Consider the following 22,532-nt stretch of genomic DNA (forward strand, 5'->3'; position numbering starts at 1 on the left):
TAAAAAACACAAAAAAAGGCAGCATTTCGTTACAAATGCTGCCTTTCTCTGATTTATTTATCCAGGCCGAGTTTTTTCAGCTGTTCTGCCAGCGCGTTGTTCATCGGCTCCTCTTTGTTTTGGCTTTTCATATAAGAGTTGATGTCCCGCTTGGATGCGCGTCCGGATTTATCTTTCGCCTTGCGCTTTTCAAAGACGGACAGTTTCTCCCGGTGGCCGCATACACATGCGAAGGTTTGGCCTTCACCCTGGCCGCGAAGCTCCATTTTCTTATGACAGTTCGGACAGCGGGCGTTTGTTTTTCTTGCCAGCGTTTTCCGGCTGCCGCACTCACGATCCTGACATACGAGCATCGTGCCGCGTTTGCCGTTGACTTTAAGCATCATTTTGCCGCAATCAGGGCAGGCGGTGCCTGAAATGTTGTCATGTCTGAAAGTTTGGCTGCTGTTTTTGATTTCCTTCACCGTTTTGCCCGCATATGTTTTCATGTCTTTAATGAACACGGCGGATTTCAGTTTGCCCGCTGCGATGGCGGAGAGCTTTTGCTCCCACTCAGCGGTTAAGGCCGGCGATTTTAAATCTTCCGGGACGAGCTGTAAGAGCTGCTTCCCTTTTGACGTAATGAAAATATCTTTTTCTTTTTTCTCGATTAAGAAACTGTTGAACAGTTTTTCAATGATATCAGCGCGGGTGGCGACTGTTCCGAGTCCGCCGGTTTCACCCAATGTTTTCACAAGGTTCTTCTCTTCTCCCTGCATAAAGGCGCTTGGGTTCTCCATTGCGGATAACAGCGTGCCTTCATTAAAGCGCGCCGGCGGTTTCGTCTGTCCGCTCGTTTCTTTCAGTGATGAGACAGTGAGGCGCTGACCCTGCTGAAGATCCGGGAGCGTCTGGTCTTTGTCTTCCTCATGATCGTCGTCATCCTCGTACATATCATACACGGCTTTCCAGCCCGGCGATTGAACCGTTTTCCCTTTTGCGGTAAATGTTTCGCCGCCGATATCGGCTGTAACCTTTGTTTCTTCGTATTCGAACGCCGGCATTAACACGGCGAGAAAACGTTTGGCAATCAGATCGTAAAGTTTTCGTTCTTTGTCGCTGAGGCTTGAAAGGATCAGCGGCTCCTCTGTCGGAATGATGGCATGGTGATCCGATACTTTCGCATCATTGACGAATCCTTTATGCGCCTTGACGCCCCGCTTCAGTATTTGATTGACGTACTGTGCGTACGGCTTAACTTCCATGCCGTTTAAACGGTCTTTTAAAGTCGGCACGATGTCTGCGGAAAGGAATCTGGAATCCGTCCGCGGGTAAGTGACAAGCTTATGCTGTTCATACAGCTTTTGAAGCACGGACAGCGTCTCTTTTGCGGAGAAACCGAAGCGCTTATGAGCGTCCCGCTGCAATTCCGTCAAGTCGTAAAGACCGGGAGCGAAGCTTTTCTTCGCCGTTTTTTTCAATTCTGAAATGACTGCCGGCTTTCCTTGCAGATCTTTTGTCAAACGGCCGGTCACCGTCTGATCGAACGTTCTTGTCTGCTTTGTTTTTTTATCCTGCCATGTCAGCGTCATCTGATCAGCCGCCGCGCGGAGACCGTAATAAGGAACGGGTTTGAACGCCTGAATATCCGCTTCACGCTTGGCGATCATCGCCAGTGTCGGAGTCTGAACGCGTCCGCATGACAGCTGTGCGTTAAATTTCGTCGTCAGGGCGCGGGTCGCGTTGATGCCGACGATCCAATCCGCTTCCGCTCTGGCAACCGCGGAATGATACAGGTTTTCGTACTCTTTGCCGCTGCGGAGCTTCTGGAATCCTTCTTTAATCGCCTTATCTGTCACAGAAGAAATCCACAGCCGCTTAATCGGTTTGCGGACGTTTGCCTTCTCGATGATCCAGCGGGCCACAAGCTCCCCTTCCCGTCCTGCGTCTGTAGCGATTACGATCTGGCTGACGTCTTTCCGGACAAGCTGAGCTTTGACCGCATTGAACTGTTTTCCTGTTTTTTTAATGACGACGAGCTTTAAAGGCTCCGGAATAATCGGCAGATCCTCAAGCCGCCATGATTGAAATTCTTTGCCGTATCCTTCAGGGTCAGCGAGCGTTACCAGATGTCCGAGCGCCCATGTGACGATGTAGCGGTCGCCTTCAAGATACCCGTTTCCTTTTTTATGACACTTCAGCACGCGGGCCAAGTCCCGGCCGACTGAAGGTTTTTCAGCTAATACAACTGTTTTTGACATGCTTTTCACTTCTCTTTCTTTCACAATCATCCTGTTATTATAACAGACTTCCTCACGCTCTCTCTAATCGAGGACGTTTTTTGTGTCAATTTCTGAGAAAATGACGTGGGTCACGGTTTGGGCATACGGAGAGGTGCGGTTAATGAATTGTTCGATCGTTTCCAGGCTGTCCGCGTTCATCTTCAGCATATAACACGCCGCGCCGGCGACCCGAAAACAAAATTCAATGTTGGGAATGGATTGAATGTAGGTTTTGAATTGATCGTATTTTCCGTTTTTCACCGTCGCTTCGACAATGCAGGAAACGGGAAGTCCGATCTTTTTTTGATCAATGTCCAATGTATAGCGCTTAATAACGCCGAAGGATTCAAGCTGTCTGACACGCTCTGTGACGGACGGGGCTGACAATTTGATTTTTCTGCCAAGCTCCCGCATGGACAGGCGGCTGTCCCGCTGCAGCTCTTTAATGATGCTCAGATCAACATTATCTAGTTTCATGACTGTAGTCCTTCCTTACCCTTTTGGCTATATTATCAAGAGAAATCCGAAAAATGACAAGAACAACAGGCTGAAATCATGCAGGTTTTTTAGGAACAGACGCGAAATGGTCATATTAGGACTGCCCTTTGCTTATAGTATAGAGGAAAAAAGATGTCCGACAGGAGGGAGCTGTATGTTACACACGCCGATCGGCAGACTTCGCACGATGGGGTTTATTGAAGGAATGTCGCTTTTGGTGCTGCTGTTTATCGCGATGCCGCTGAAGTATTGGGCTCATCATCCGCTCGCCGTCACCATTGCCGGTTCCATTCACGGCTGTTTGTTTATCATTTATCTGGCGGTGCTGGCGTATGCGGCGTTTACTGTCAAATGGCATGTGAAATGGTCAGCCGCCGGTTTTATCGCGGCCTTTATTCCGTTCGGTAATTTTATTTATGATCGCGGCCTGAGACATTATCAATAAAAAAGCTCCTCTTCTGCAGAGGAGCTTTTTTCATGCGTTACATCCATTTCGTCACCCAGGCGATATAATAAGCGCCGGGGATGAATACGAGCTGGGCGAGAAGCGTGCCCGCGACCCTTGATGTGACCATCGTCAATGATGTCCATTTTAAGGAGACGTAGCTGCGCTTGCCCTTCGCCACATCGTCTGCCAGTACGGAAACTTTCGGATCAACAAACACAGCCAACAGCATAGTCGCAACTCCGTTGATTAAGCCTGATGCCATCACGGCCGTCGTGCTGTGCTCAGGCGCCAGAAGGCCGGCGTACAGAGCGGACAGAACACCGATCGTGTAAATAGACGTAATGACCATATTAATGACAAACAAGCGTTTCGGGATCATTCGGAATTGAAGCCCCTTTAAATAGGAGACTGACGGCAGTCTGATATAAGAACGCGCATGCTTCAGCCCGTTCAGTGAAAATCCTTTTTTAAATACCTGCATAACGGAGCCTCCTCCGTCCGCCAAGTGTATAATCGCCCGGGTGAATAACGCGACGAATGTCGGCAAAAGACAGATGCCGAGTATCGTTCCGACCGTGGAGCCGAATATTAAAAATCGAAACTGGGCGCCCACAAGAGACAGGGCGTTTGATCCGGCGGCATCAATCAGATGTCCGGTAAACGGCTGCTGAACCATGTTTGACATGCGCGACACGATGACCATGACATTAAATAATGACAGCGCTGACGCGATAAAACCGACTCTCGCGCCGGAAAGGCGTGTTGCATAGGCAAGCGTTTCAATCGAATGTATCAGCAGCAGAAAACAGAAGATAAACAGTACTTGTGAAGTAATAACGTGCAATGTATGATTCCTCCAAATCTTTTCTACTGATTAGACTCTGCAGACTGCGGCGAGGTTTCGGCCGGTTGCATAAAAAAACCGCCCGGATGTCCGGCGCGGTCTTGTCTTATTCTTTTCTTACGCAAATAAATAATATATGGTTGCCCGCCTTAGCCCGCGGGTGATTCGTATTAACAGTTCCGACAGAATCATTCTTCGAAAGTAAACACCATGGAAGTTCTTGAACACAAGACAACGAAAGCCCTACCTCTCAATCGTCACTGCGGCTCCGAAGCCGCGCCGGTGTGAATTGTAAAACAAAAAGTCTTTTTTCCATCTCTTCGTTAGGGGCGAATGTCAGAAGGAAAAGAATAAGCTCAGCTTTTTTTCAAGCTGTCCGTTGAAGCCTGAAGCTTCTATATCAAAACAGAAAAAAGAAGTTTACTTTCTTTTTTATTTGCATGTTGTCACTTAGCAATTAAGTATAACAGATTGCCCCTGAATGATCAAATGATTTTTAAAGTTCCAGCTCGGCCGGCGTTTTTTCACCCGCGTTCATGAGCTTGATCTGCTTCGGTTCAATTTCAAGAATCACCAGGTTCGGATCGTCTTTTCCGTCAAACCAGCGTTCCAGTTTCGGATCCCACAGCTTTTCTTTTAAATCGGCTGAGTTGTTCAGTTTGGCGGTTCCGGCCACTTCCACATAAGCGTCTCCGAATCCTTCACAGTCATACCCTAACAGAATATGAACATTCGGATTGTTTTCAATTTCTTCCGCTTTATGAGTGTCTTTGCTCGTCGGCGTGTAAATCGTTAAGCCGTCATGGAAAAATGTCATGTAGCGTGAATGCGGTTTGCCTTGCTCTACCGTCGCAAGCGAACCGACTTTATGATGATCCAGTACTTCAAGCACTTTTTCTTTGATTTCATTTTGATTCATGAAGAATCACTCCTTTTTAACGTCTCCGCTGTTACTTTTCCACATTGGGGAGACATTTAAACCAAGAAATGTGCTCTTCTGCCGATCTTCGCTCCATTCCCGCTTCAGCATGCTGTAGGTCACCGTGTCATGATAGGCGCCCTGTACGAAAATGCCTTCTCTCGTCAGTCCTTCTTTCTGAAATCCGAGCCGTTCCGCCACCGCCCTGCTTTTCGTGTTTTTTTCAGCCGCGCTGATCATGATACGGTTCAGGCCGAGATCCTGAAATGCATGGGTGATGACCGCCCGGCAGCTTGCGGTGATGATGCCGAATCCTTCATGCTCTCGATCCAGCCAGTAGCCGATCTCGGCTTTTTGATTGGCTGTATCAACATTATGGATGCTGATCATGCCGCAAAACCGGCCCTTCACAAAAATTCCGGCGTCAAACCCATTCTCTTCCGCGTATTTATAGCGCCATTCGGGGATGATCACATCGCGGTACGTATCGATATCAGCCAGTTCTTCCGCCCAGCTGAGCCATTCGCTGAGATGGTTTTGATTTCGCTTCATAACAGAATACAATTCGTCCGTATCTTCTTTGGCAAGCAATCTGATCGTCAGATGTTCCCGGATTTGACAGGAAAACACGACCGCACCTTCTTTCCTTTATTAGCCATTATACAGGTAAATTCACTTTTTTCCATACAAAAAAAGATGAGGCGTGCAGCCTCATCCTTAAATGCGCGGGTCGGTGAAAACATCGTGATCATCCGTGCTTGGCGATGACATTTCCGTAATGACCGCCCCTTCTTCTCCCGCTTGAAACCAATGCTTCGTATCCGGCGGAATGGTGTATTGTCCGCCCGGCTCAAGCACAATCTCATGCCAGACGGTGTAGTATTCCTTGTCTTCTTCCGGCGGGAGGACGCTTGGGTTCTCTGTCTTTTCGCCTTCCACGTAGAGATACACCTTCCCCCAGCGGCAGCGGAATGTCTCTTGTTTTCCCTTCTCGCTGCCGACCGGCGGATGGCGGTGTTCGGGACATGTCTGGCGCGGGAAGAGCACCAATTCTTTCGAACAGTAGCGGTCGGTATTCACGTAAATAAACAGCTGAAGCCCGGTTTCCTCAAGCTTGCCTAAGCCGTAATCCATGATTTGAATGTCTTCGACTTCATCATCAGTCAGAACGATTCCCGCTTTTTGATAGTATGCATTCACGTCATGTTTCGATATCGTCATGCTCCAGCCCCCTTATGTGTTTACAAATCCGCCGCCATTGACATGCAGCGTCTGCCCGGTCATATAAGATGATTCATCTGAGGCCAAGAGCACATAGCAGCCGACATGTTCAACAGGCTGGCCTGCCCGGCCCATCGGCGTAGTCTGACCGAAGGAAGCGACTGTTTCTTCTGAGAATGTCGCCGGAATGAGCGGTGTCCAGATCGGCCCCGGCGCCACGGCATTGACACGGATACCATCGTTGACGAGCGCTTGCGCCATGGATCTCGTAAAACCGTTAATTGCGCCTTTCGTAGCCGTGTAGTCAATCAGCTGCGGATTGCCTGTGTAAGGATTAATGGATGTCGTATTGATGATCGCGCTGCCCGGCTTCATGTAATCAATCGCTTTTTTAGTCAAATAAAATTGTGAGTAAAAGTTTGTCTTAAAGGTTCTGTGAAGCTGCTCGCTTGTGATGTCTTTAATGCTTTCTTTCGGATGCTGTTCCGCGGCGTTATTCACGAGAATATCAAGACGCCCGAATTCTTCAACCGTTTTTTCAACGGCTTCATTGCAAAAGTCTTCCTCACCGACATCGCCGGGGATTAACAGACATTTTACGCCTTCTTCTTCCACTCGTTTTTTTGTATCTTTCGCATCATCGTGTTCATCAAAATAGACGATCGCGACATTTGCGCCTTCCTTCGCGTAAGCAACCGCTACGGCGCGTCCGATACCGCTGTCGCCCCCTGTGATAAGTGCGGTTTTCCCTTTTAATTTATCAGCGCCTTTATATTCTTTGTATTCATAAACAGGCGCCGGATTCATTTCGCTCTCAATGCCCGGCTGGCGGTTTTGTGATTCCGCCGGGAATTCCTTCGGATAGTTTTCCATGTCAAGTTCCTCCTTCTTGTTCGATCTCATATTTCTTGTCTACCTCGGCTGTCTTTTGGATAAACATGAATGAGACAGTTCAAAACGTTTTCGGAGAAAAATGTTTCACATGGAACGCAAGAAAAAAACCCGGCTGGCAGCCGGGTTTTTATTTTCTATTATGAACGTACCGCTTGTTTGCGGAGCACGTCTTTTCTCACTTTTCCAAGGTTGTTTTTCGGAAGTTCGCTGACGAACTCAATTTCCGGAATTTTAAAGGCGGCAAGACGTTCTTGAAGGAATCGGGTCACTTCTTCTTCTGTCAGGCCTTCTCTGCCGTTTGTCACGATGAACGCTTTCGGCTTTTCGCCGTAGAGCGGATCAGGGATACCGACAACCGCCGTTTCGAGAATTCCAGGCACTTGCTGAATGACCTCTTCAATCTGGTCGGGATAAATATTGTCGCCGCCGTAGATGATGACATCTTTATAACGTCCGGTGATAAAGATAAATCCGTCTTCATCCACATAGCCGGAATCGCCGGTATGGAACCAGCCGTCTTTCAGCACTTTTCGTGTCGCTTCTTCGTTACCTTCATAGCCTTTGAATAAAAACGGACTTGTCACAACGACTTCTCCGATTGAGCCTTGCGGAAGGACTTCGCCTGTTTCCGGATCTACAACGCGGACGTCCACTTCTTCCATCGGTTTACCCGCGGAAGCGGCTTTATCCATTCCCATTTGCGGATTCCAAGAGCTGATGCCCCACGCTTCCGTGCTTCCGTATCCGTGCATGAGCGGGATGCCGATGTCGAGATACTGCTGGATCAGACTGCTTGGCACCTTTGTGCCTCCCGTCATCATATAAACGATAGAAGACATGTCAGTCTGATGCGTTTCCCATGCTTTCAGCAGGTATGTGTAATAGACAGGCAGCGCCATCACGGTTTGAATTTTCTCTTTTTCGATGAGCTTCAAGTTTTCCACAGGGTCCTGATTGTCTGTCATAATGAATGTCGTTCCGCTCATCGTGCCGACCATCTGGCAGATAATCGCGCTCGTATGGTAATTCGGATGGCATGCTAAGAAGCGGACATGCTGCATTCTCCCCGTGTATGCCAATGTCGCGTTTACGTAGTTGTATATGCCGCCGTGAGTGATCATGCAGCGTTTCGGATTGCCGGTTGTACCTGAGGTAAACATCAGCAATGCCGTATCGTTTTCAGACACCGTTTCGACATCCGGTGTATCACCGGAGCCTGTCAATAAAGCGTCAAACTCAGGCGTTGTCTCCGCAGCTGTTCCTGTTACGACCTTCAGTTTAAGAGAAGATGCAAGCGCAGGAAGCACTTCTTCCATGATCTCTTTAAATTCAGTGCTGTAAAAAACAGCTTTCGGTTCACAGGCTGCTAAAATGCCTTTCATTTCGTAAGGTGTTAATTGCCAGCTGACCGGCACAACCACCGCGCCGATTTCGAGTGCCGCAAACATGACAATGGATGCCGCGTGGCCGTTTTTGCAAAGCATCGCCACTCTGTCGCCTTTTTTTATTCCTTTATCAAGAAGCGCTTGTGCAAGCTGGTTGATTCGTTTTCGATATTCCGCGTAGGTCAGGGTATACGCACCGCTTTTTACAGCTTCGATCTCTTCGCTATTTGAAATGTCATGCAGAATCAGATGCTGTAATGTCTCCATATTTTCATCTCCCATAATGATAAATCACAAAAAAACTCTGTCAGATTTTCTTTCTCACGCAACCCATTTTAAACCAAAAAATATAACTTGTAAAACTATTTTGTTTTAGAACTATTCCATCAGTGAATGATACAATAGTCCCGTGTTTTTAGTTTCTTCCCTTCCCCTTACCCTCATACATGCACAAAAAAACACACCCCACATGAGGTGTGCACTTCCTGTTTACCGCTGTCCTTTCTCCTGAATAAAATGATAAAACAGCTTGTTTAAACGTTTGTATAAATCGGCCTCATCCTCAGTCTGGAAGGCTTTTATACTGTCTTCAGACTCGATAATGGCCGAGCTGACCGCACTTAGTATTTCCGACCCTTCAGCGGGCATATCAGCCGGCGCCATCATCACCAAAGCGCGGTCGGCGGTCAGGGAATTTCCGTCCATGCCTTTGACACTGCATGGAGCTGTCAAATCATAAATTTTGAAAAAAGGCGTGACAATTTCTTCATTTTTGAGATGGTACAGGGCCATCGCCGTTCCCGGAATGCCGAGTCCGCCCTGTCGTTCACGCTCAGCAAGGCGCTGTGCGGTTTTTTGGGCATTATGAACCAATCCTTCTTGCTCCAGCATGTCAAACATACGGTTCAAAAACAGCTCATACGCCGTGTTTGAATCAATGGATTTGACCGAAAAGTTCCGCAGCACGCTTTGGATAACCGCCGCGTAATGCGCCATACGGCCGGCCGCTTCCAGCATATCAGGCGTCTCCGGCTGCTTCTCTTCTCTTTTACCGTTTCTTTTTTTGTCAAGAATCAGCGGAATTTTTCTTTTGATGTACTGCTTGACCTGATCAGCGTCTTCTTCGTTTAAAAGCGGACTGACCATGACGTAATCAATGTTTTCATACGGGATCGGAACAGTGGATACGATCATGTCATACGCAGCGGTGTCTCGGTCCTTCAGTTCGATGAGGGAAGACATATCAAAGGAACGGATTTCCGGAAGCTCTTTTTTCAGCCTGGATGCGAGCATTTTGGACGACCCGATGCCGCTAGAACAGACGATCAGCGCTTTGATCTTCGCTTCTTCCCGTTTGATTTCCAGAGCGGAGCCGAAGTGAAGAACAATGAAAGCGATCTCATCATCAGAGAAAAGAAGCCCCGGAAAGAATTTTTCCATTCCTTCTTCTACGGCCATGTACAGCAGAAAGTAGTCGCGTTTAATTTGCTCGGTCATCGGGTTGTACATGTCGATATTTTCTTTTACCCGGTTGATCGCAGGCTCCAGATGGGCGATTAAACCGTCGTATAAAGAACCGTTTTCCGTCAGATCAATTTTAATTTTTTCAGAAATGAAGCCGATCAGCTGCTTCGTTTGCAAGGCCGTTTCAACCTCTATGTCTTCCGGTTTGAATTCCGTTTTGTATTTGCGGTTGGCGCTCCGCAAATGAATGGTGATATAACCGATCTCAGCTTCCGGAATTGAAACGCCGAACGCTTTTTCAAGCTCTTTTGCCATTTCCAGCGCAGAGCCGTACTCCTTCGTCTGCTGCAGCGCTTTTAGTTCTGAAGCCTCCATCGTGATGGTTTCTCCGAGCCTGATCCGGTCCATCGCAAAGGTTAAATGAACCGCAAGCGCCATGTATGAGCTGTCAGATAAGGCGATCGCGATTTTTTCCTTGAGCTGAATTAAGAGCCGGTCCATTTTCAAAAGTTCCGCTTTATTTACGACGCCGAACATTTTTTCAGCATCGTCCGGTTTTCCTTTAATATTCAATTCAACCGCTTCCAAAAAGCTTTGAATATCAAGGCGGTTGACGATGAGATTGCCGACGATTTTCCGTTTCGCATTTTCCGGCCCCGTCAGCTGAATGCCGAAGCCCCTTTTTCGGATCAGCGTCAAGCCGAAGGGCGCAATCCAAGTCTCCAGCTCATCCAGGTCATAGCTGATCGTCGCGTTTGTCACTTGCAGTTCGTTCGCCAGACTGTAGAGCTTGATCGGCTCTTGAGATTCTAATAGTGAACATAGAATTAAAAGTTTCCGCTCCTCAGCGCTGTATTCATGCTGTTCATAGGACAGGTCTGACAGGAGTTTTTGTTTGTCCTCCGGGTTTCCTACCGCTTTCAGTCCTTTGCCGGGCTGTTTATCAAGTGCCAGACCGAATGATTCCATCATCGGTTTGATTGTTTTCAACTCGCGGTGAACGGTTCTTGTGCTGACTTGTAAAGCTTCCGCCAGTTCATGCACTGTCTCGTACCGGTTCTGCAGTAATAGATGTTTCATTAATTTTTGTTCTCTCGCTGTCATATACATGAAACGCGCCTCCAGATTTTCTAGTTGTGAGAAGTATGGCATATGGGGAGTGCTGCCGGGGAAAGTGGTGTAAGTTATAATATAAAACGCTTTCAATGATTATTCAACCATTTTCAAATGGCAATTTGGCACTGGGCCGTGTGACAGTATTGAAAAAGAAAAATGTGTCAGATAATATGCCATGACGCTTGTTACTCTTGATCCGCACGGCTATACTTCAAAGTGACCTTACTTGTTTTTAGACATTGCACACCACATAAACAAACGCCCGGAAGATAGCTTCCGGGCGTTTGTTCTGTTTATGGAATATCGCAGCCTTGGACACCGGTATAAATCCGGAACCACTGATCATGGCTGAGTTTGTACGCGGATGCACGCACCGCGGCGGAAATGCGGTTCTCTTTTCCGCTGCCGACAATCGGCATGATGTCCGCCGGGTGGGTGAACAGCCATGCGTACATGACTTCGTCAATGGAAGCGGCGCCGATTTCTTCCTGTACGGAACGAAGCGCGGCACGGATACGGACGTCCTTATCGGATTGTCCGGTAAAGACGCTCCCGCCCGCAAGCGGTGACCACGCCATCGGCGGAATGCGTTTTTCCTGACAGAAATCCAGCGTGCCGTCATGAATATTTTCCAGCTCGTACGCCGAGATTTCAATTTGGTTTGTGATGAGCGGATCATCCAAATAGGATTCGAGCATTCTGTACTGGTGCGCTTTAAAATTCGACACCCCGAAATATCTGACCTTTCCCGAGCTTTTCAGCGCGTGAAACGCTTCAGCCACAGCCTCCGGGTCCATAAGCGGGTCCGGTCTGTGAATGAGCAGCACATCCAGATAATCCGTATTCAGATTCAAAAGCGACTGCTCCGCCGACGCTAAGATGTGAGACTTCGACGTATTATAATGATGCGACTTGTTTCCGGGCCGTTCCGGTGATTCAATGACAATCCCGCATTTTGTGACGATTTCGATTCGCTCCCTTATTGAAGGCGAAAGGGACAAAGCGCCGCCGAACAGCTTTTCACACGTATAACCGCCGTATATATCGGCATGGTCGAAGGTGGTGATGCCTTGGCTGATACACCATTCAATCAGATTCAGCAGCTCTCCGTCTGAAACATTCCATTCGTTCAGACGCCAAAGCCCGTGTATCACTCTTGAAAATTCCAGGTCTTCAGCCAATTGAATGCGCTGCATGTGAAATCCCCCTTTTTCTTAGAGCCTCTTGTATCTCTGTTTTCAGGAATTGCCCATGCTGTTTCATTCTGCTTCGGCGGCCGATTTTCCTTTCAGCCCGCAAAAAATCGTCATTTAATGATTCTGAAACTGCTTTTTCGCTTTTTCAACGACGTAATGGCTTCCGCCGCGTTTTTTGACGTCTTGAATCATCATCGCAATCAAGAGGTCTTTCTTTTTATAATCGTAACCGACAAACCAGCCGTTTTCTTTGCCGTCTTTATCTTCTTTAGACGTTTTCAGCTCGGCTGTACCGGTTTTCCCGGCTACGGTAATGCCGCTTACGGCCGGCTGATATGCAGAGCCGCGCGGATCTTCAACGACGCCTCTCAGCCCTTTTGTGATTTCTTCGGCATTGGCTTCCGACACCACTTGCTTATGCCAGATTTGCGGTGTTTTTTCTCCGTCTTTGATCAATGTCGGTTTGACGAGATTTCCGTCTGTTACAAATGCGGTATAGTCAGCCGCTAAGTGCAGCGGAGACATCAGCATCTGCCCCTGGCCGTAGCCCGTATCTCCGAGAAGGATCTCGGAATCAAGCTTGCCGTTAGCGATTGAAGACTTTTCAATCGGAAATTGGTACGGAATCTCTTCATCAAAGCCAAATGTTTTTAATCCTTTTGTAAACGCGTCCGCTCCGGCATCTATGGCATTTTGCGCAAAGTAGATGTTGTCCGATGTGATCAGCGCGTTTTCGAGATCCACTTCATTCAGGCGCTCTGATACGCGTGTGACATGGTAACCGCCCCAGCTTGAATCTTTCTGCCACTCTTTTCCGGTGATTTTTTTCTTTTCTGACGCTTTCAATGTGCCGTTTGTCAGGCCGACTGCCGCGGCAATCGGTTTAATCGTTGATCCCGGCGCATAGAGTTTGTTGAATTTCGCTGAAAACGGATTGTTTTTATCTTCATTCATCTTTTTCCATTCTTTTCCGCTCCAGCCGAAAATAAAGCCGTTCGGGTCATAAGACGGTGCGCTGACGAGCGCGAGTGTCTCTCCCGTTTGCGGTTCAAGAGCGACTGCCGCTCCGCTGTCATCTTTCATAGAGTCATACAGCTTCGTCTGCGTTTTCATGTCAATCGTTACATGAATATCCTGCCCGCTTTCGGCTTTCTTTTCAGCAATGACCTCACCTGTTTGCGGGACGTAAATTTTCCAGCCGGTCGTGCCGCGCAGCTTGTCTTCATATACATTCTCAAGGCCGGCGATGCCGATTTTGGAAGTATCGCTGTATTGGCCGTCTTTCGCTTTTTTCAGCTGCTCCGCTGTGATGGTTTTAATATAGCCGGTCAGATGGGCCGCTTTTTCGCCGTACGGATAGTAGCGGGAGCTGACCTTCGTTTTCGTCACGCCGTCTAATGCGAGCAGGCTTTTGACCTTGCTTTCATCATCCGGTCTGATTTTTTGAATCGGGACATAGGAGTCGTCTTTTACCCAGCCCTGGTTCAGTTTGCTTTTGATATCGTCTTCAGAAAGGTCCAGTTTTTCAGACAGTTTTTTGATCACGCTGTCTTTATCCTTGCCGAGTTTTCCAGGGATAATGCCGATTTCCGGCACCTCGGTATTCACGGCGAGACCTTTTCCGTCTTTGTCGTAAATTTGTCCGCGCTTCGGTTCTTCATTTGCGATCTGCACGGTTTTGTCATCGGAAAGCTGTTTGAAAATAAAAGAAGGATTCCAGTCGATGTTCCATGATTCTCCATCGTCTGTTTTTTCTTTTTTCAGGACGGCCGTGTTTTCAAAAGCGACCTTCCCTGCTTTTGTATCCATGCTGACTTTATAATCGATGTGCTGGAGGTCATCTTTTTTCTTGTCGTCTTCGTCCTGTTTTTCGGCAGTGACTTTCAGATTTTTGACCCCTGCTTGTTCATAAATGGTTTCATATCGTTTTACAAAATCCTTTTTGGATAGTTTTTTCTTTTCATCCTGGGTGAGGCTTTGGTACATCTTATCGTAATGACCGCCGTTCCAGTCTTTTACGAAATCTTTCATTCTGTCTTCGGCCGATTCCGTTTTCGAGCAGCCGATCAAACCTATGATTCCTGCGAGTAAAAGTAATAGGTATAACCCTTTTTTCACTGTCTATTCCCCTGCCTTCCAACTGTTATTTTCTCCTAAACCAAATCAGGCTGGCAAGGATTTTTTTCTCATAGTGTTTAAAATTTTTTTGTTTTTCCTGCCGTCACGGGCCATATTCTTATACAATGTATCTATTAAAAAAAGGGGGAATTTCAGATGGTCAGAGAAGCAGCCATGCTGTATGTAAAAGAAGGTCTTGAGGGGGAATTCGAAGAGGCATTCCGCCGGGCGGAGCCGATTATCGCGGGCATGAAAGGTTATCTGTCCCATTCCTTGTCCAAATGTATGGAAAAGACGCATAAATATTTGCTGCTTGTGGAATGGGATACATTGGAAGATCATACAAAAGGCTTTCGCGGATCGCCGGAATATCAGGAATGGAAAGCCTTACTGCACCGTTTTTATTCACCATTTCCCGTTGTGGAGCATTTTCAGGATCTATCAGACTCAGATCGCGTGAAGCGTAAAACCAATTAAGGAGATCGACCATACAAAAACGGCGGTATAGATATTGAATTTCCCGGAACCGTCGTTTTCTTTCCGTTTTTCCTCCAGCCCCTGAATGAACATGACCGCACCGAGAAACACGAGCATAACCGGCTGTATGACAGAGGTATGTTCCGCATACGTAAATGCGGCGGCCGCAAGTATAATAATCAGCATCGCGAGTGACAGTTTTAAGGCGCGCAGCAAAGCAATCCATCCTTTCTGTTATCATTTTTTGAACACAATTCTATTTCTGTCTTTATCCCCCATTATTCTAGCGTATTTTTTGCGCGGATAGAACGAAAGTCGGACAATTTTAAGTTTGTTTTAAGGAGCACGAAAAGCGCGCTCCCGATGAAAAGGAGCGCGCGTTATGAGCGGGCGAGGCTTCCGTATCCGAGCCCCCGCAGGACGCATGCCATGACTTCATATCCCTTGCTGTTGGGGTGTACGCGGTCATGAGAGAGATATTCATTCATTTTTCCTTTGAAAGCGCTGTGGACGTCGGCGATTTTGACGTGCGGCGCCGATGCGAGTGTGCTGAGGTGCGCATTATAAGAGGATATCCATTTTTCTGCAATGGAGATTCCCGGGAAAGGATTGTATAAATTAAAGACGCGGATCTCATAAGGAGACGGGTGCGGTCCTTTTAAGGCAGCGATCTTGGCTATCATCTTTTCAAAGTTCTCATGGCAGTGACTGGACACGCTGGTGAACACCGAAGCGTCCGATGTTTGCTGATATGCCTGAACCGAATCGATCAAATCGTTGCCGCAGCCTGTAATCGTAATCATATCAGCAGCCTGAATCCGCCTCTGAATGTACGGCAAGGACATAAGCCCGAGAATTTCTCCCGTCTCAAGGCCTGATTTGGCAAAGATGGATACGTCAGTTCTTGTCTGTAAATCTTCTGCCAGCATACGCCCGAACCGCTGGACAAAACCGGCGGAAAACGGCCCGGCCCCCCTCCCCGTCGTCAAAGAATCCCCCAGCGCCGTATAAACAAGTCCCATTTACTTTCCTCCACTCGTTACTATCGATATTGTAATGTACGCGAGTGAAGAAAAATTGGCTCGGTCAATAACCCAATTTCTCAGAAATATGCTGTGCTGTGTTTTTGACCTTTTCGGTTAAATATGGCAGCCTGTCCTCTGAAAACCGGGCTTCGAAGCCGGCGATGCTGATTCCGGCAGCCACCTTACCTTCGTGATTGAAAATCGGCGCTCCGATCGCCGCCGTGTAATCTTCTAATTCCGAATAGCTGATCGTATACCCTGATTGCAAGGATCTTTCAATGGATTGAAGAAGTTCAGCCCGATCCGTCATCGTGCCTGAGGCGATTGCGGCAAGCTTTGTCTTCTGAATGTATGTGTCAATCTCCTCTTTTGGCAGAAACGATAGAATGCTTCTGGCGCACGCACCCGCGTACAGCGGCGACCGGCGGCCGATTGCCGTATACAGGCGGACGGTTTGGGTGCCTTCAATTTTCTCGACGTAAATGGCTTCATCTCCGTCCCTCATGATCAGCTGAACGGCCTCATCCACTTCGCCGCACAGCTCTTCCATAATCGGCTTGGCTATTTTCCTGATATCCAGACGTTCAGAGACGAGCTGGCCGAATTGTAAAAAGATCAGACCAAGCTGATAACGGCCGTCCGCCGCCCGGGTGAGAAACCCCGTTTCCTCCAGTGAGCTTGCCATGCGATGAACCGAGGTCTTCGGCATTTCCGATAGAGAAACCAGCTCATTTAAGCTCAGGCTCGGTTCAGTCAGAAACAAATGAAGCAGTTCCATTGATTTGATGACGGTTTTGTTTTTGTTTTCCATGGTCTTTAGCCCCTTTGTCAGATCAGCCATTCCATTTTGAGCCTTGCTTTCAGCTCCTTCAGCTGCTGTTCCTTCTCCAAAAGCAGCATTTCCGCTTCCTCCAGCGAAACGGCCCGGAACGTGATATGTTCCCCCGGCATCGTTTGGGCGACGAGAGGAAGATCGGCGGATATGATATGCGCCATCCGCGGATAGCCCCCCGTCGTCTGTCTGTCAGCCAGCAGAATAATCGGATTGCCGTCCGGCGGCACCTGCACCGTTCCGAACGTCACGGCCTCAGATACCATCTCCAGCGGCTCCCGCAATTCAAGCGGAGCGCCCTTCAGCCGGTAGCCCATTCGGTCGGATTGAGGCGTGACCGTATATGACTCTTGATAAAAACGCAATTTTGCTTCTTCTGTAAAAGCGTGAAATTGAGCGCCTTCAAGCACTCGTATGACCGGATTTTTTTTCAGCGGCAGAAATCCCCTGCTGCTGACAGACCAATCAGGCGCTGAGAAACCATGCTGTCCGAAAGAATCGCTCAGACGGTACGCGATTGATTCCGAACATGGCGTCATACGGCCGAGCGGCAGCTCATCATCTTTTTGCAGCGCTCTTCCGCAAAAACCGCCGATCCCCGCTCTGACATACGTGCTTTTGCTTTCCATGACGGCGGGCACGTCAAATCCCCCCGCGACGGCGAGATATGCGCGGCTCCCCATCTTGCACGGCCCGAACGAGACGACGCTGTTTTCCTTTATCAAAACCGGTTTCCACAGAGGAGCGGGCTCCCCATTAATATGAAGGGCAAAATCAGCTCCCGTGACGGCAATAACCGCAGGTTCTGAAAATTCAAAGGAAGGCCCGGGCCCCATGAGCGTAATTTCCAGCCCCGCCTCTTTTTCTTGATTTCCGGCAAGAAGATTGGCGATGCGCAGAGAGATCGTATCCATTGCGCCGCTTCCCAGTACACCGTATTTCTGATACCCCGTCCGCCCCGTGTCCTGAACCGTCGTCAAGAGACCGGGTTTTACCACTTTCATACTCATTCGGCTCCCTCCTTGATGCGGCTGTATTCCTCTGCCGTGATCCGGACGAATTTCACCGTATCGCCCGCTCTCAAAAGACTCGGCGGATGTTCTTCCGGCCTGAAAAGCCGGAGCGGGGTGCTGCCGATCAGCTGCCAGCCGCCGGGAGTGGATATCGGATACACACCGGTCTGCATTCCCGCGATTCCTACTGAACCGGCCGGGATGGACGGCCTTGGCGACGCCTTTCTCGGCGCTCTGATCCGCTCAGACATTCCTCCTAAAAACGGAAATCCCGGCGCAAATCCGAGCATATAAACGAGATATTCGCCTTCAGTATGAATGCGGATGACGTCTTCCGGGGTCAGATCGTTCATCTCAGCGACCTCTTCTAAATCGGGACCGAAATCACCGCCGTAGCAAACGGGGATTTCCATCACCCGGCGCTCTTCTTTGCGGTCGGTCATTATATGGCTGAGACGTTCCGTCACTTCTTTCTTGACCAGGGCAAAAGGAGAGACGCCTTTTTTTATGTTTGAGACGGCATACACATCATAAAAGATCGTTAAGCTTGTAAATGCCGGAATACATTCAACGAAGCCCGGAAACGGCCGTTCTTCCATACAGGCTGCCGCCGCATGCACCCGGCTGTTGACCTCTTCGCTGATGTGCCCGCCAAAGCGGATGATAACGGCGGAATCACCGTACGGCTGTATATCAAGCGCTGTATTTCCGCTATACTGCATCATTGTCATCACCTCGTTGTATTCTTTCTCACTTTACAGGACAGCAAGCGATTCATTTCGTATATCGGTGATCAGCATGTGCCCCGGTGAATGTGTTATTACGATGTCAGGCTTTGCTTCCATGATCACCGCCTGGGGCGTAACGCCGCAAGCCCAGAATACGGGAACTTCGCCTTCCCGCACCGTTACGGCATCTCCGAAATCCGGCTGATGCAAATCGCTGATACCGATGCTTTGCGGATTTCCGATGCGGACGGGGGCGCCGTGCACGGCGGGAAAACGTGACGTGACCTGCGCCGCGCGGACTGCCAGTCTTTCCGGAATCGGTCTCATGCTGACGACCATCTTTCCCGAAAACGGGCCGGCGGGAACACAGTCAATGTCTGTTTTATACATGGGGACATTCACACCCTCATCGATGTGCCTGATTGGAATTTGCTGATTGATAAGGGCTTGCTCGAATGAAAAACTGCAGCCGATCAAAAACCCGACATCATCATCCTTCCAATACGGCGTAATATCCGTTACCTCTTCAGTAAGCACGCCATGCCGATAAATCCTGTATTTCGGCAAGTCCGTCCGGATATCAGCTCCCGGCGCCGCTATTGCCGGAACGGGTGAACCCGCATCCGTCACGTCAAGCACCGGACAAGGCTTTTGATTGCGCTGGCAGAATAAGAGAAAATCAAAGGCAAGATCCTTTTGCAAAACGACGAGATTGGCTTGTGCGTAAGAAGCGGCCAACCCCGCCGTCGGCCCGGTCATCTGCCCTTTCCTGATCAGCTGTCTGACTTCTTCGGGGCTCATGTCTCTCATATGTTTTTTCATATCATCAGCTCCATAGCTGCGGCATCTGCGTGAATAATGTATAGATGCCCATAACCGCCATGACAACCACTACGATCGCCCCTGCAATCGTGAGCCAGATCGGATGCTTGTAATCGCCGACGATTTTTTTCTTATAAGCGCCCAACAGAATCATCGCTAATGCAAGAGGCAGAATTAAGCCGTTAAGCGAACCGACCGCGACCAGAATTTTGGCAGGCTGGCCGATCGTGACAAAAATAAGAGTGGATACGATGATAAAACCGATAATTACGCCATGTGAGTGCTTTTCGATTTTTGTTGAAAACGATTTGAAGAATGACACCGATGTATAGGCGGCGCCGATGACAGACGTGATAGCGGCAGACCACATGATGACGCCGAAAATTTTATAGCCTACATTTCCCGCCGCAAGCCGGAATACAGAAGCCGCGGGATTATCAGGATCAATGCTCAGGCCCTTTGAGACGACGCCGAGCACGGCGAGAAACAGGGCAATCCGCATAATCGATGTAATCAGAACGCCTGTGATGGAGCTTTTCGTGACCTGAGGAATGACTTCCTTCCCTTGGATGCCTGAATCAAGCAAACGGTGGCCGCCGGCAAATGTAATGTATCCGCCGACTGTGCCGCCGACAAGCGTCACGATCGCCAGCACACTGATATGATCAGGCATAAAAGTTTTCACAACGGCGTGTCCGACCGGCGGAGCCGTCGTTACGGCAACATACACCGTCAATACGATCATGACGATGCCGGCGATCTGCATAAAACGATCCATGACTTTTCCGGCTTCCTTTATGACAAAAATCAGCACCGCGACCGCTGCGCTGATTAAAGCGCCGATCTCCGGTTTGATCCCGAATAATACTTGAAGACCGAGACCCGCGCCGCCGATGTTTCCGATATTAAACGCAAGTCCGCCGAGCACGACCAGAAAAGCAATGGCATAACCGGCGCCCGGAAGCACCATATTGGCAATCTCTTGGCCGCGCTTTCCGGAAACCGCGATAATCCGCCATACATTGGTTTGCGCGAAAATGTCCAAAATAATAGAAATTAAAATGATAAAGCCGAAGCTTGCCGCCAATGTATTGGTAAACGTGGCCGTTTGCGTCAGAAAGCCGGGCCCGATTGATGATGTCGCCATCAAAAATGTCGCGCCTAAAAGAAGCGACCATCTGCCGGAAGCCTTTCCGGCTGTTTTTTTCTTTTGCTCCATGCTGTCTTCCTCCCTCTGCTGCTCAGTCTTTTGCAAGCGCGCTGATTTGAATGTCTGCCGCTTTTAATTCTTTTTTGATTGTTTTTGCGAATGTGAGGGCGTGGGCTCCGTCTCCGTGAATGCAGACCGTGTCCGCTTTCAGGCTTACAGCTTGTCCCTTACGTGATGTCACCGTGCTGTCTTTCACCATTTGAATCACTTGACCGACCGCTTTTTTGTCATCCTGAATCAGCGCATCCGGCTCTGAACGCGGCGTCAGCGTGCCGTCTTCCTGATAGGTGCGGTCCGCAAACACTTCGCTTGCCGTCCTCAGTCCGATTCGATCTCCCGCTTTAATCAGCTCGCTTCCGGAAAGCCCGAAAAGAATAAGCCCGGGATCAAAATGACAGACCGCCTGAGCGATGGCTTCTGACAGGCCGGGATTGACGGCGGCCATATTATATAAAGCGCCGTGCGGCTTCACATGCTGCATCTCGACACCTTCTGCTTTTAAAAAACCTGACAGCGCGCCGATTTGGTACAGCGTCAGATCATACGCTTCCTCGGGTGTAATCGCGATCTGCCGCCGCCCGAATCCCTGAAGATCGAACAGTCCCGGATGAGCGCCGATTTTCACGCCTTTTTCCGCCGCAAGCGCAACCGTTTTGCGCATCACGCTGGGATCACCCGCATGAAAGCCGCAGGCGATGTTTGCAGATGTCACATAGTCCAAAATCTCTTCATCCAGCCCGATTTTATAAGCACCGAAACTCTCTCCTAAATCACAATTGATGTCAATCTGAAACATAAGATCCCTCCTGTATTGTAAACGTTTTATATTATTATCATTCCGCTATTCGGAATGACTATTCCGAATTGTTGGATTTCTCTTCATTATATTTAATTCTGACAGGTTTGAACATCCTTTTGTCAGAAAACCTACCATGGACCTAGTCACAAATCTGACAAAACAAAAAAGAGAGAGTCTCATACTGAGACTCTCTCTTTTTTCTATTATAACACCCAGTGGCGGATCGCTTTGGCGACCCCGTTTTCCGTGTTGAGATCAGTCACCCAGTCAGCTGTTTCTTTCACAATGTCCTGCGCATTCCCCATGGCGACGCCGACACCCGCTTTTTCAATCATGGCAATGTCATTCAGACTGTCACCCATGGCCATCACATTTTCCATCGTGAAGCCGAGTTTTTCCGATACCTTCGCAAGCGCAGCCGCTTTGTTGATACCGAGGGCATTGACTTCGATGTTGATCGGACTTGAGTTTGTGATCTCGAGCTCCTTGTATTCTTTGAGCTCTTTCAGCACCTCATTCCGCACTTCGTCATCCTCGATTTCGAATCCGAACTTAAGCCACTGATGATCCGTAATCGTTTCCGGGAATTCCCCTCTCCACACTCTATCGACGGTAGAGGCCCAGAAATTCGTGTTGTGCTTATTCCGCAGATCCCATAATTTTTGAATATGATCGGTATGAAGAAGCTTGCGCTCAACCAGCTCAAAGTTGGAATCCCAGATTTCGCTGCCGTTTGCCGTGATTAAAAAGGATGACAGCTCGAGAGACTCAGCCAGTTCGCGGCAGGTCATCAGCGTGCGTCCTGTGCTGATGACGACGTGAATTCCTTTCGCCTCCGCTTCCTTGATCGCCCGCCGGTTTTCCTCCGGGATGAGCTGCTCGTCATTGAGCAGGGTTCCGTCCATATCAATCGCGATCAGTTTAATATCTGCGTCTTCTCTTTGTATCGGCATATATGTACCTCACTTTTTATAATGTAGTCGTCTCTATTTTAATACATATGACCCGCAGGAACAAAAAACCGCTTCCTGCGTTTGGCGGGGAGAACGTTGAGGAAAAGAAATATTGAGGTGATGGAGGATGAAAGAAAGAAAACAAAAGAACAAACCGAATGAAAATCCTGAACATCATGATTTAACCGATCCGATTCCGCTGGAAGAGCTGAAAGAAAACGCCAATGACGAAAAACACAAACATGACCAAAGGGACAATTCACAAAGTGAAAGAGATTATGATACAAAATAACAGACTTGTCCGAAAGC

Annotated in this window: 23 protein-coding genes; 3 read left to right on the plus strand and 20 right to left on the minus strand. The window is 48.7% G+C overall.

The genetic code is table 11. The features are described from left to right. Positions 1-53: 53 nt before the first annotated feature. Both CXL14_RS01215 and CXL14_RS01220 read right to left on the minus strand, forming a co-directional pair. Positions 54-2,240: a DNA topoisomerase III gene (locus CXL14_RS01215; RefSeq protein ID WP_094296448.1), complete on the minus strand. Its 2,187-nt coding sequence runs from the start codon at positions 2,238-2,240 to the stop codon at positions 54-56. 63 nt (positions 2,241-2,303) lie between these two features. Beyond that, positions 2,304-2,738 carry a transcriptional regulator LrpC gene (locus CXL14_RS01220; protein ID WP_094296386.1) on the minus strand — a complete coding sequence of 145 codons (435 nt, stop codon included), beginning with the start codon at positions 2,736-2,738 and terminating at the stop codon, positions 2,304-2,306. A gap of 175 nt (positions 2,739-2,913) precedes the next feature. Here CXL14_RS01220 and CXL14_RS01225 point away from each other — a divergent pair, with 175 nt between their 5' ends. Further along, positions 2,914-3,204, plus strand: a complete 291-nt coding sequence (locus tag CXL14_RS01225) for a DUF3817 domain-containing protein (RefSeq protein WP_014416934.1) — start codon at positions 2,914-2,916, stop codon at positions 3,202-3,204. 37 nt (positions 3,205-3,241) lie between these two features. On the opposite strand, the gene CXL14_RS01230 is transcribed toward CXL14_RS01225, so the two are convergent. The 9 genes from CXL14_RS01230 to CXL14_RS01270 all read right to left on the minus strand — a co-directional run bounded on the left by CXL14_RS01230 (position 3,242) and on the right by CXL14_RS01270 (position 14,364). Further along, complete coding sequence (locus CXL14_RS01230; protein WP_014416933.1) at positions 3,242-4,051, minus strand: lipid II flippase Amj; 810 nt, start codon at positions 4,049-4,051, stop codon at positions 3,242-3,244. A gap of 496 nt (positions 4,052-4,547) precedes the next feature. Beyond that, the gene (locus tag CXL14_RS01235) at positions 4,548-4,970 is read right to left on the minus strand and encodes a pyridoxamine 5'-phosphate oxidase family protein (protein ID WP_003156270.1); all 423 of its coding nucleotides are present in this window, start codon (positions 4,968-4,970) and stop codon (positions 4,548-4,550) included. A 6-nt stretch (positions 4,971-4,976) separates the two neighbouring features. Then, positions 4,977-5,600 (minus strand): GNAT family N-acetyltransferase, encoded by a 624-nt coding sequence (locus CXL14_RS01240; protein ID WP_014416932.1) that lies wholly within the window; start codon positions 5,598-5,600, stop codon positions 4,977-4,979. Positions 5,601-5,687: 87 nt separating this feature from the next. Next, positions 5,688-6,191: a D-lyxose/D-mannose family sugar isomerase gene (locus tag CXL14_RS01245; protein ID WP_014416931.1), complete on the minus strand. Its 504-nt coding sequence runs from the start codon at positions 6,189-6,191 to the stop codon at positions 5,688-5,690. A 12-nt stretch (positions 6,192-6,203) separates the two neighbouring features. Beyond that, positions 6,204-7,064, minus strand: coding sequence for an SDR family oxidoreductase (locus CXL14_RS01250; RefSeq protein WP_014720729.1), 861 nt, complete (start codon positions 7,062-7,064; stop codon positions 6,204-6,206). A 158-nt stretch (positions 7,065-7,222) separates the two neighbouring features. After that, positions 7,223-8,737, minus strand: a complete 1,515-nt coding sequence (locus CXL14_RS01255; protein ID WP_014416929.1) for a class I adenylate-forming enzyme family protein — start codon at positions 8,735-8,737, stop codon at positions 7,223-7,225. Positions 8,738-8,959: 222 nt separating this feature from the next. Next, positions 8,960-11,044, minus strand: coding sequence for a BglG family transcription antiterminator (locus tag CXL14_RS01260; RefSeq protein WP_014416928.1), 2,085 nt, complete (start codon positions 11,042-11,044; stop codon positions 8,960-8,962). A gap of 299 nt (positions 11,045-11,343) precedes the next feature. Next, positions 11,344-12,246 carry an aldo/keto reductase gene (locus CXL14_RS01265; RefSeq protein ID WP_014416927.1) on the minus strand — a complete coding sequence of 301 codons (903 nt, stop codon included), beginning with the start codon at positions 12,244-12,246 and terminating at the stop codon, positions 11,344-11,346. Between the two features lie 114 nt (positions 12,247-12,360). Beyond that, complete coding sequence (locus tag CXL14_RS01270) at positions 12,361-14,364, minus strand: penicillin-binding transpeptidase domain-containing protein (protein WP_014416926.1); 2,004 nt, start codon at positions 14,362-14,364, stop codon at positions 12,361-12,363. 156 nt (positions 14,365-14,520) lie between these two features. On the opposite strand from CXL14_RS01270, the gene CXL14_RS01275 reads away from it, so the two are divergent. Then, positions 14,521-14,841 carry an antibiotic biosynthesis monooxygenase family protein gene (locus CXL14_RS01275; RefSeq protein ID WP_014416925.1) on the plus strand — a complete coding sequence of 107 codons (321 nt, stop codon included), beginning with the start codon at positions 14,521-14,523 and terminating at the stop codon, positions 14,839-14,841. Here CXL14_RS01275 and CXL14_RS01280 read toward each other — a convergent pair. The 9 genes from CXL14_RS01280 to CXL14_RS01320 all read right to left on the minus strand — a co-directional run bounded on the left by CXL14_RS01280 (position 14,812) and on the right by CXL14_RS01320 (position 22,223). Next, positions 14,812-15,027: a YczI family protein gene (locus CXL14_RS01280; RefSeq protein ID WP_369719110.1), complete on the minus strand. Its 216-nt coding sequence runs from the start codon at positions 15,025-15,027 to the stop codon at positions 14,812-14,814. The two genes, CXL14_RS01275 and CXL14_RS01280, sit on opposite strands and share 30 nt — an antisense overlap. 194 nt (positions 15,028-15,221) lie before the next feature. Next, a complete protein-coding gene (locus CXL14_RS01285) occupies positions 15,222-15,863 on the minus strand; it encodes a GDSL-type esterase/lipase family protein (RefSeq protein ID WP_014416924.1) in 642 nt (213 codons plus the stop codon). A 64-nt stretch (positions 15,864-15,927) separates the two neighbouring features. Further along, complete coding sequence (locus CXL14_RS01290) at positions 15,928-16,677, minus strand: IclR family transcriptional regulator (protein ID WP_014416923.1); 750 nt, start codon at positions 16,675-16,677, stop codon at positions 15,928-15,930. Positions 16,678-16,694: 17 nt separating this feature from the next. Continuing rightward, entirely contained in the window at positions 16,695-17,702 is a 1,008-nt protein-coding gene (locus CXL14_RS01295) for a 5-oxoprolinase subunit C family protein (RefSeq protein ID WP_014720726.1), read from the minus strand. A 2-nt stretch (positions 17,703-17,704) separates the two neighbouring features. Beyond that, the gene (gene pxpB, locus CXL14_RS01300) at positions 17,705-18,436 is read right to left on the minus strand and encodes a 5-oxoprolinase subunit PxpB (RefSeq protein ID WP_014416921.1); all 732 of its coding nucleotides are present in this window, start codon (positions 18,434-18,436) and stop codon (positions 17,705-17,707) included. Positions 18,437-18,466: 30 nt separating this feature from the next. Further along, a complete protein-coding gene (locus CXL14_RS01305; RefSeq protein ID WP_231844641.1) occupies positions 18,467-19,240 on the minus strand; it encodes a putative hydro-lyase in 774 nt (257 codons plus the stop codon). 25 nt (positions 19,241-19,265) lie between these two features. Beyond that, positions 19,266-20,480, minus strand: coding sequence for an NRAMP family divalent metal transporter (locus tag CXL14_RS01310; RefSeq protein ID WP_014416919.1), 1,215 nt, complete (start codon positions 20,478-20,480; stop codon positions 19,266-19,268). A 22-nt stretch (positions 20,481-20,502) separates the two neighbouring features. Further along, the gene (locus CXL14_RS01315; RefSeq protein WP_007609444.1) at positions 20,503-21,267 is read right to left on the minus strand and encodes a 5-oxoprolinase subunit PxpA; all 765 of its coding nucleotides are present in this window, start codon (positions 21,265-21,267) and stop codon (positions 20,503-20,505) included. Positions 21,268-21,473: 206 nt separating this feature from the next. Next, positions 21,474-22,223 carry a Cof-type HAD-IIB family hydrolase gene (locus CXL14_RS01320; RefSeq protein WP_014416918.1) on the minus strand — a complete coding sequence of 250 codons (750 nt, stop codon included), beginning with the start codon at positions 22,221-22,223 and terminating at the stop codon, positions 21,474-21,476. A 127-nt stretch (positions 22,224-22,350) separates the two neighbouring features. Here CXL14_RS01320 and CXL14_RS01325 point away from each other — a divergent pair, with 127 nt between their 5' ends. Further along, a complete protein-coding gene (locus CXL14_RS01325; RefSeq protein WP_003156294.1) occupies positions 22,351-22,515 on the plus strand; it encodes a hypothetical protein in 165 nt (54 codons plus the stop codon). Positions 22,516-22,532: the final 17 nt, after the last annotated feature.

Origin of the sequence: Bacillus sp. SJ-10, assembly GCF_002843505.1 — a bacterium.
In the GTDB taxonomy this organism is placed as follows: domain Bacteria; phylum Bacillota; class Bacilli; order Bacillales; family Bacillaceae; genus Bacillus; species Bacillus velezensis.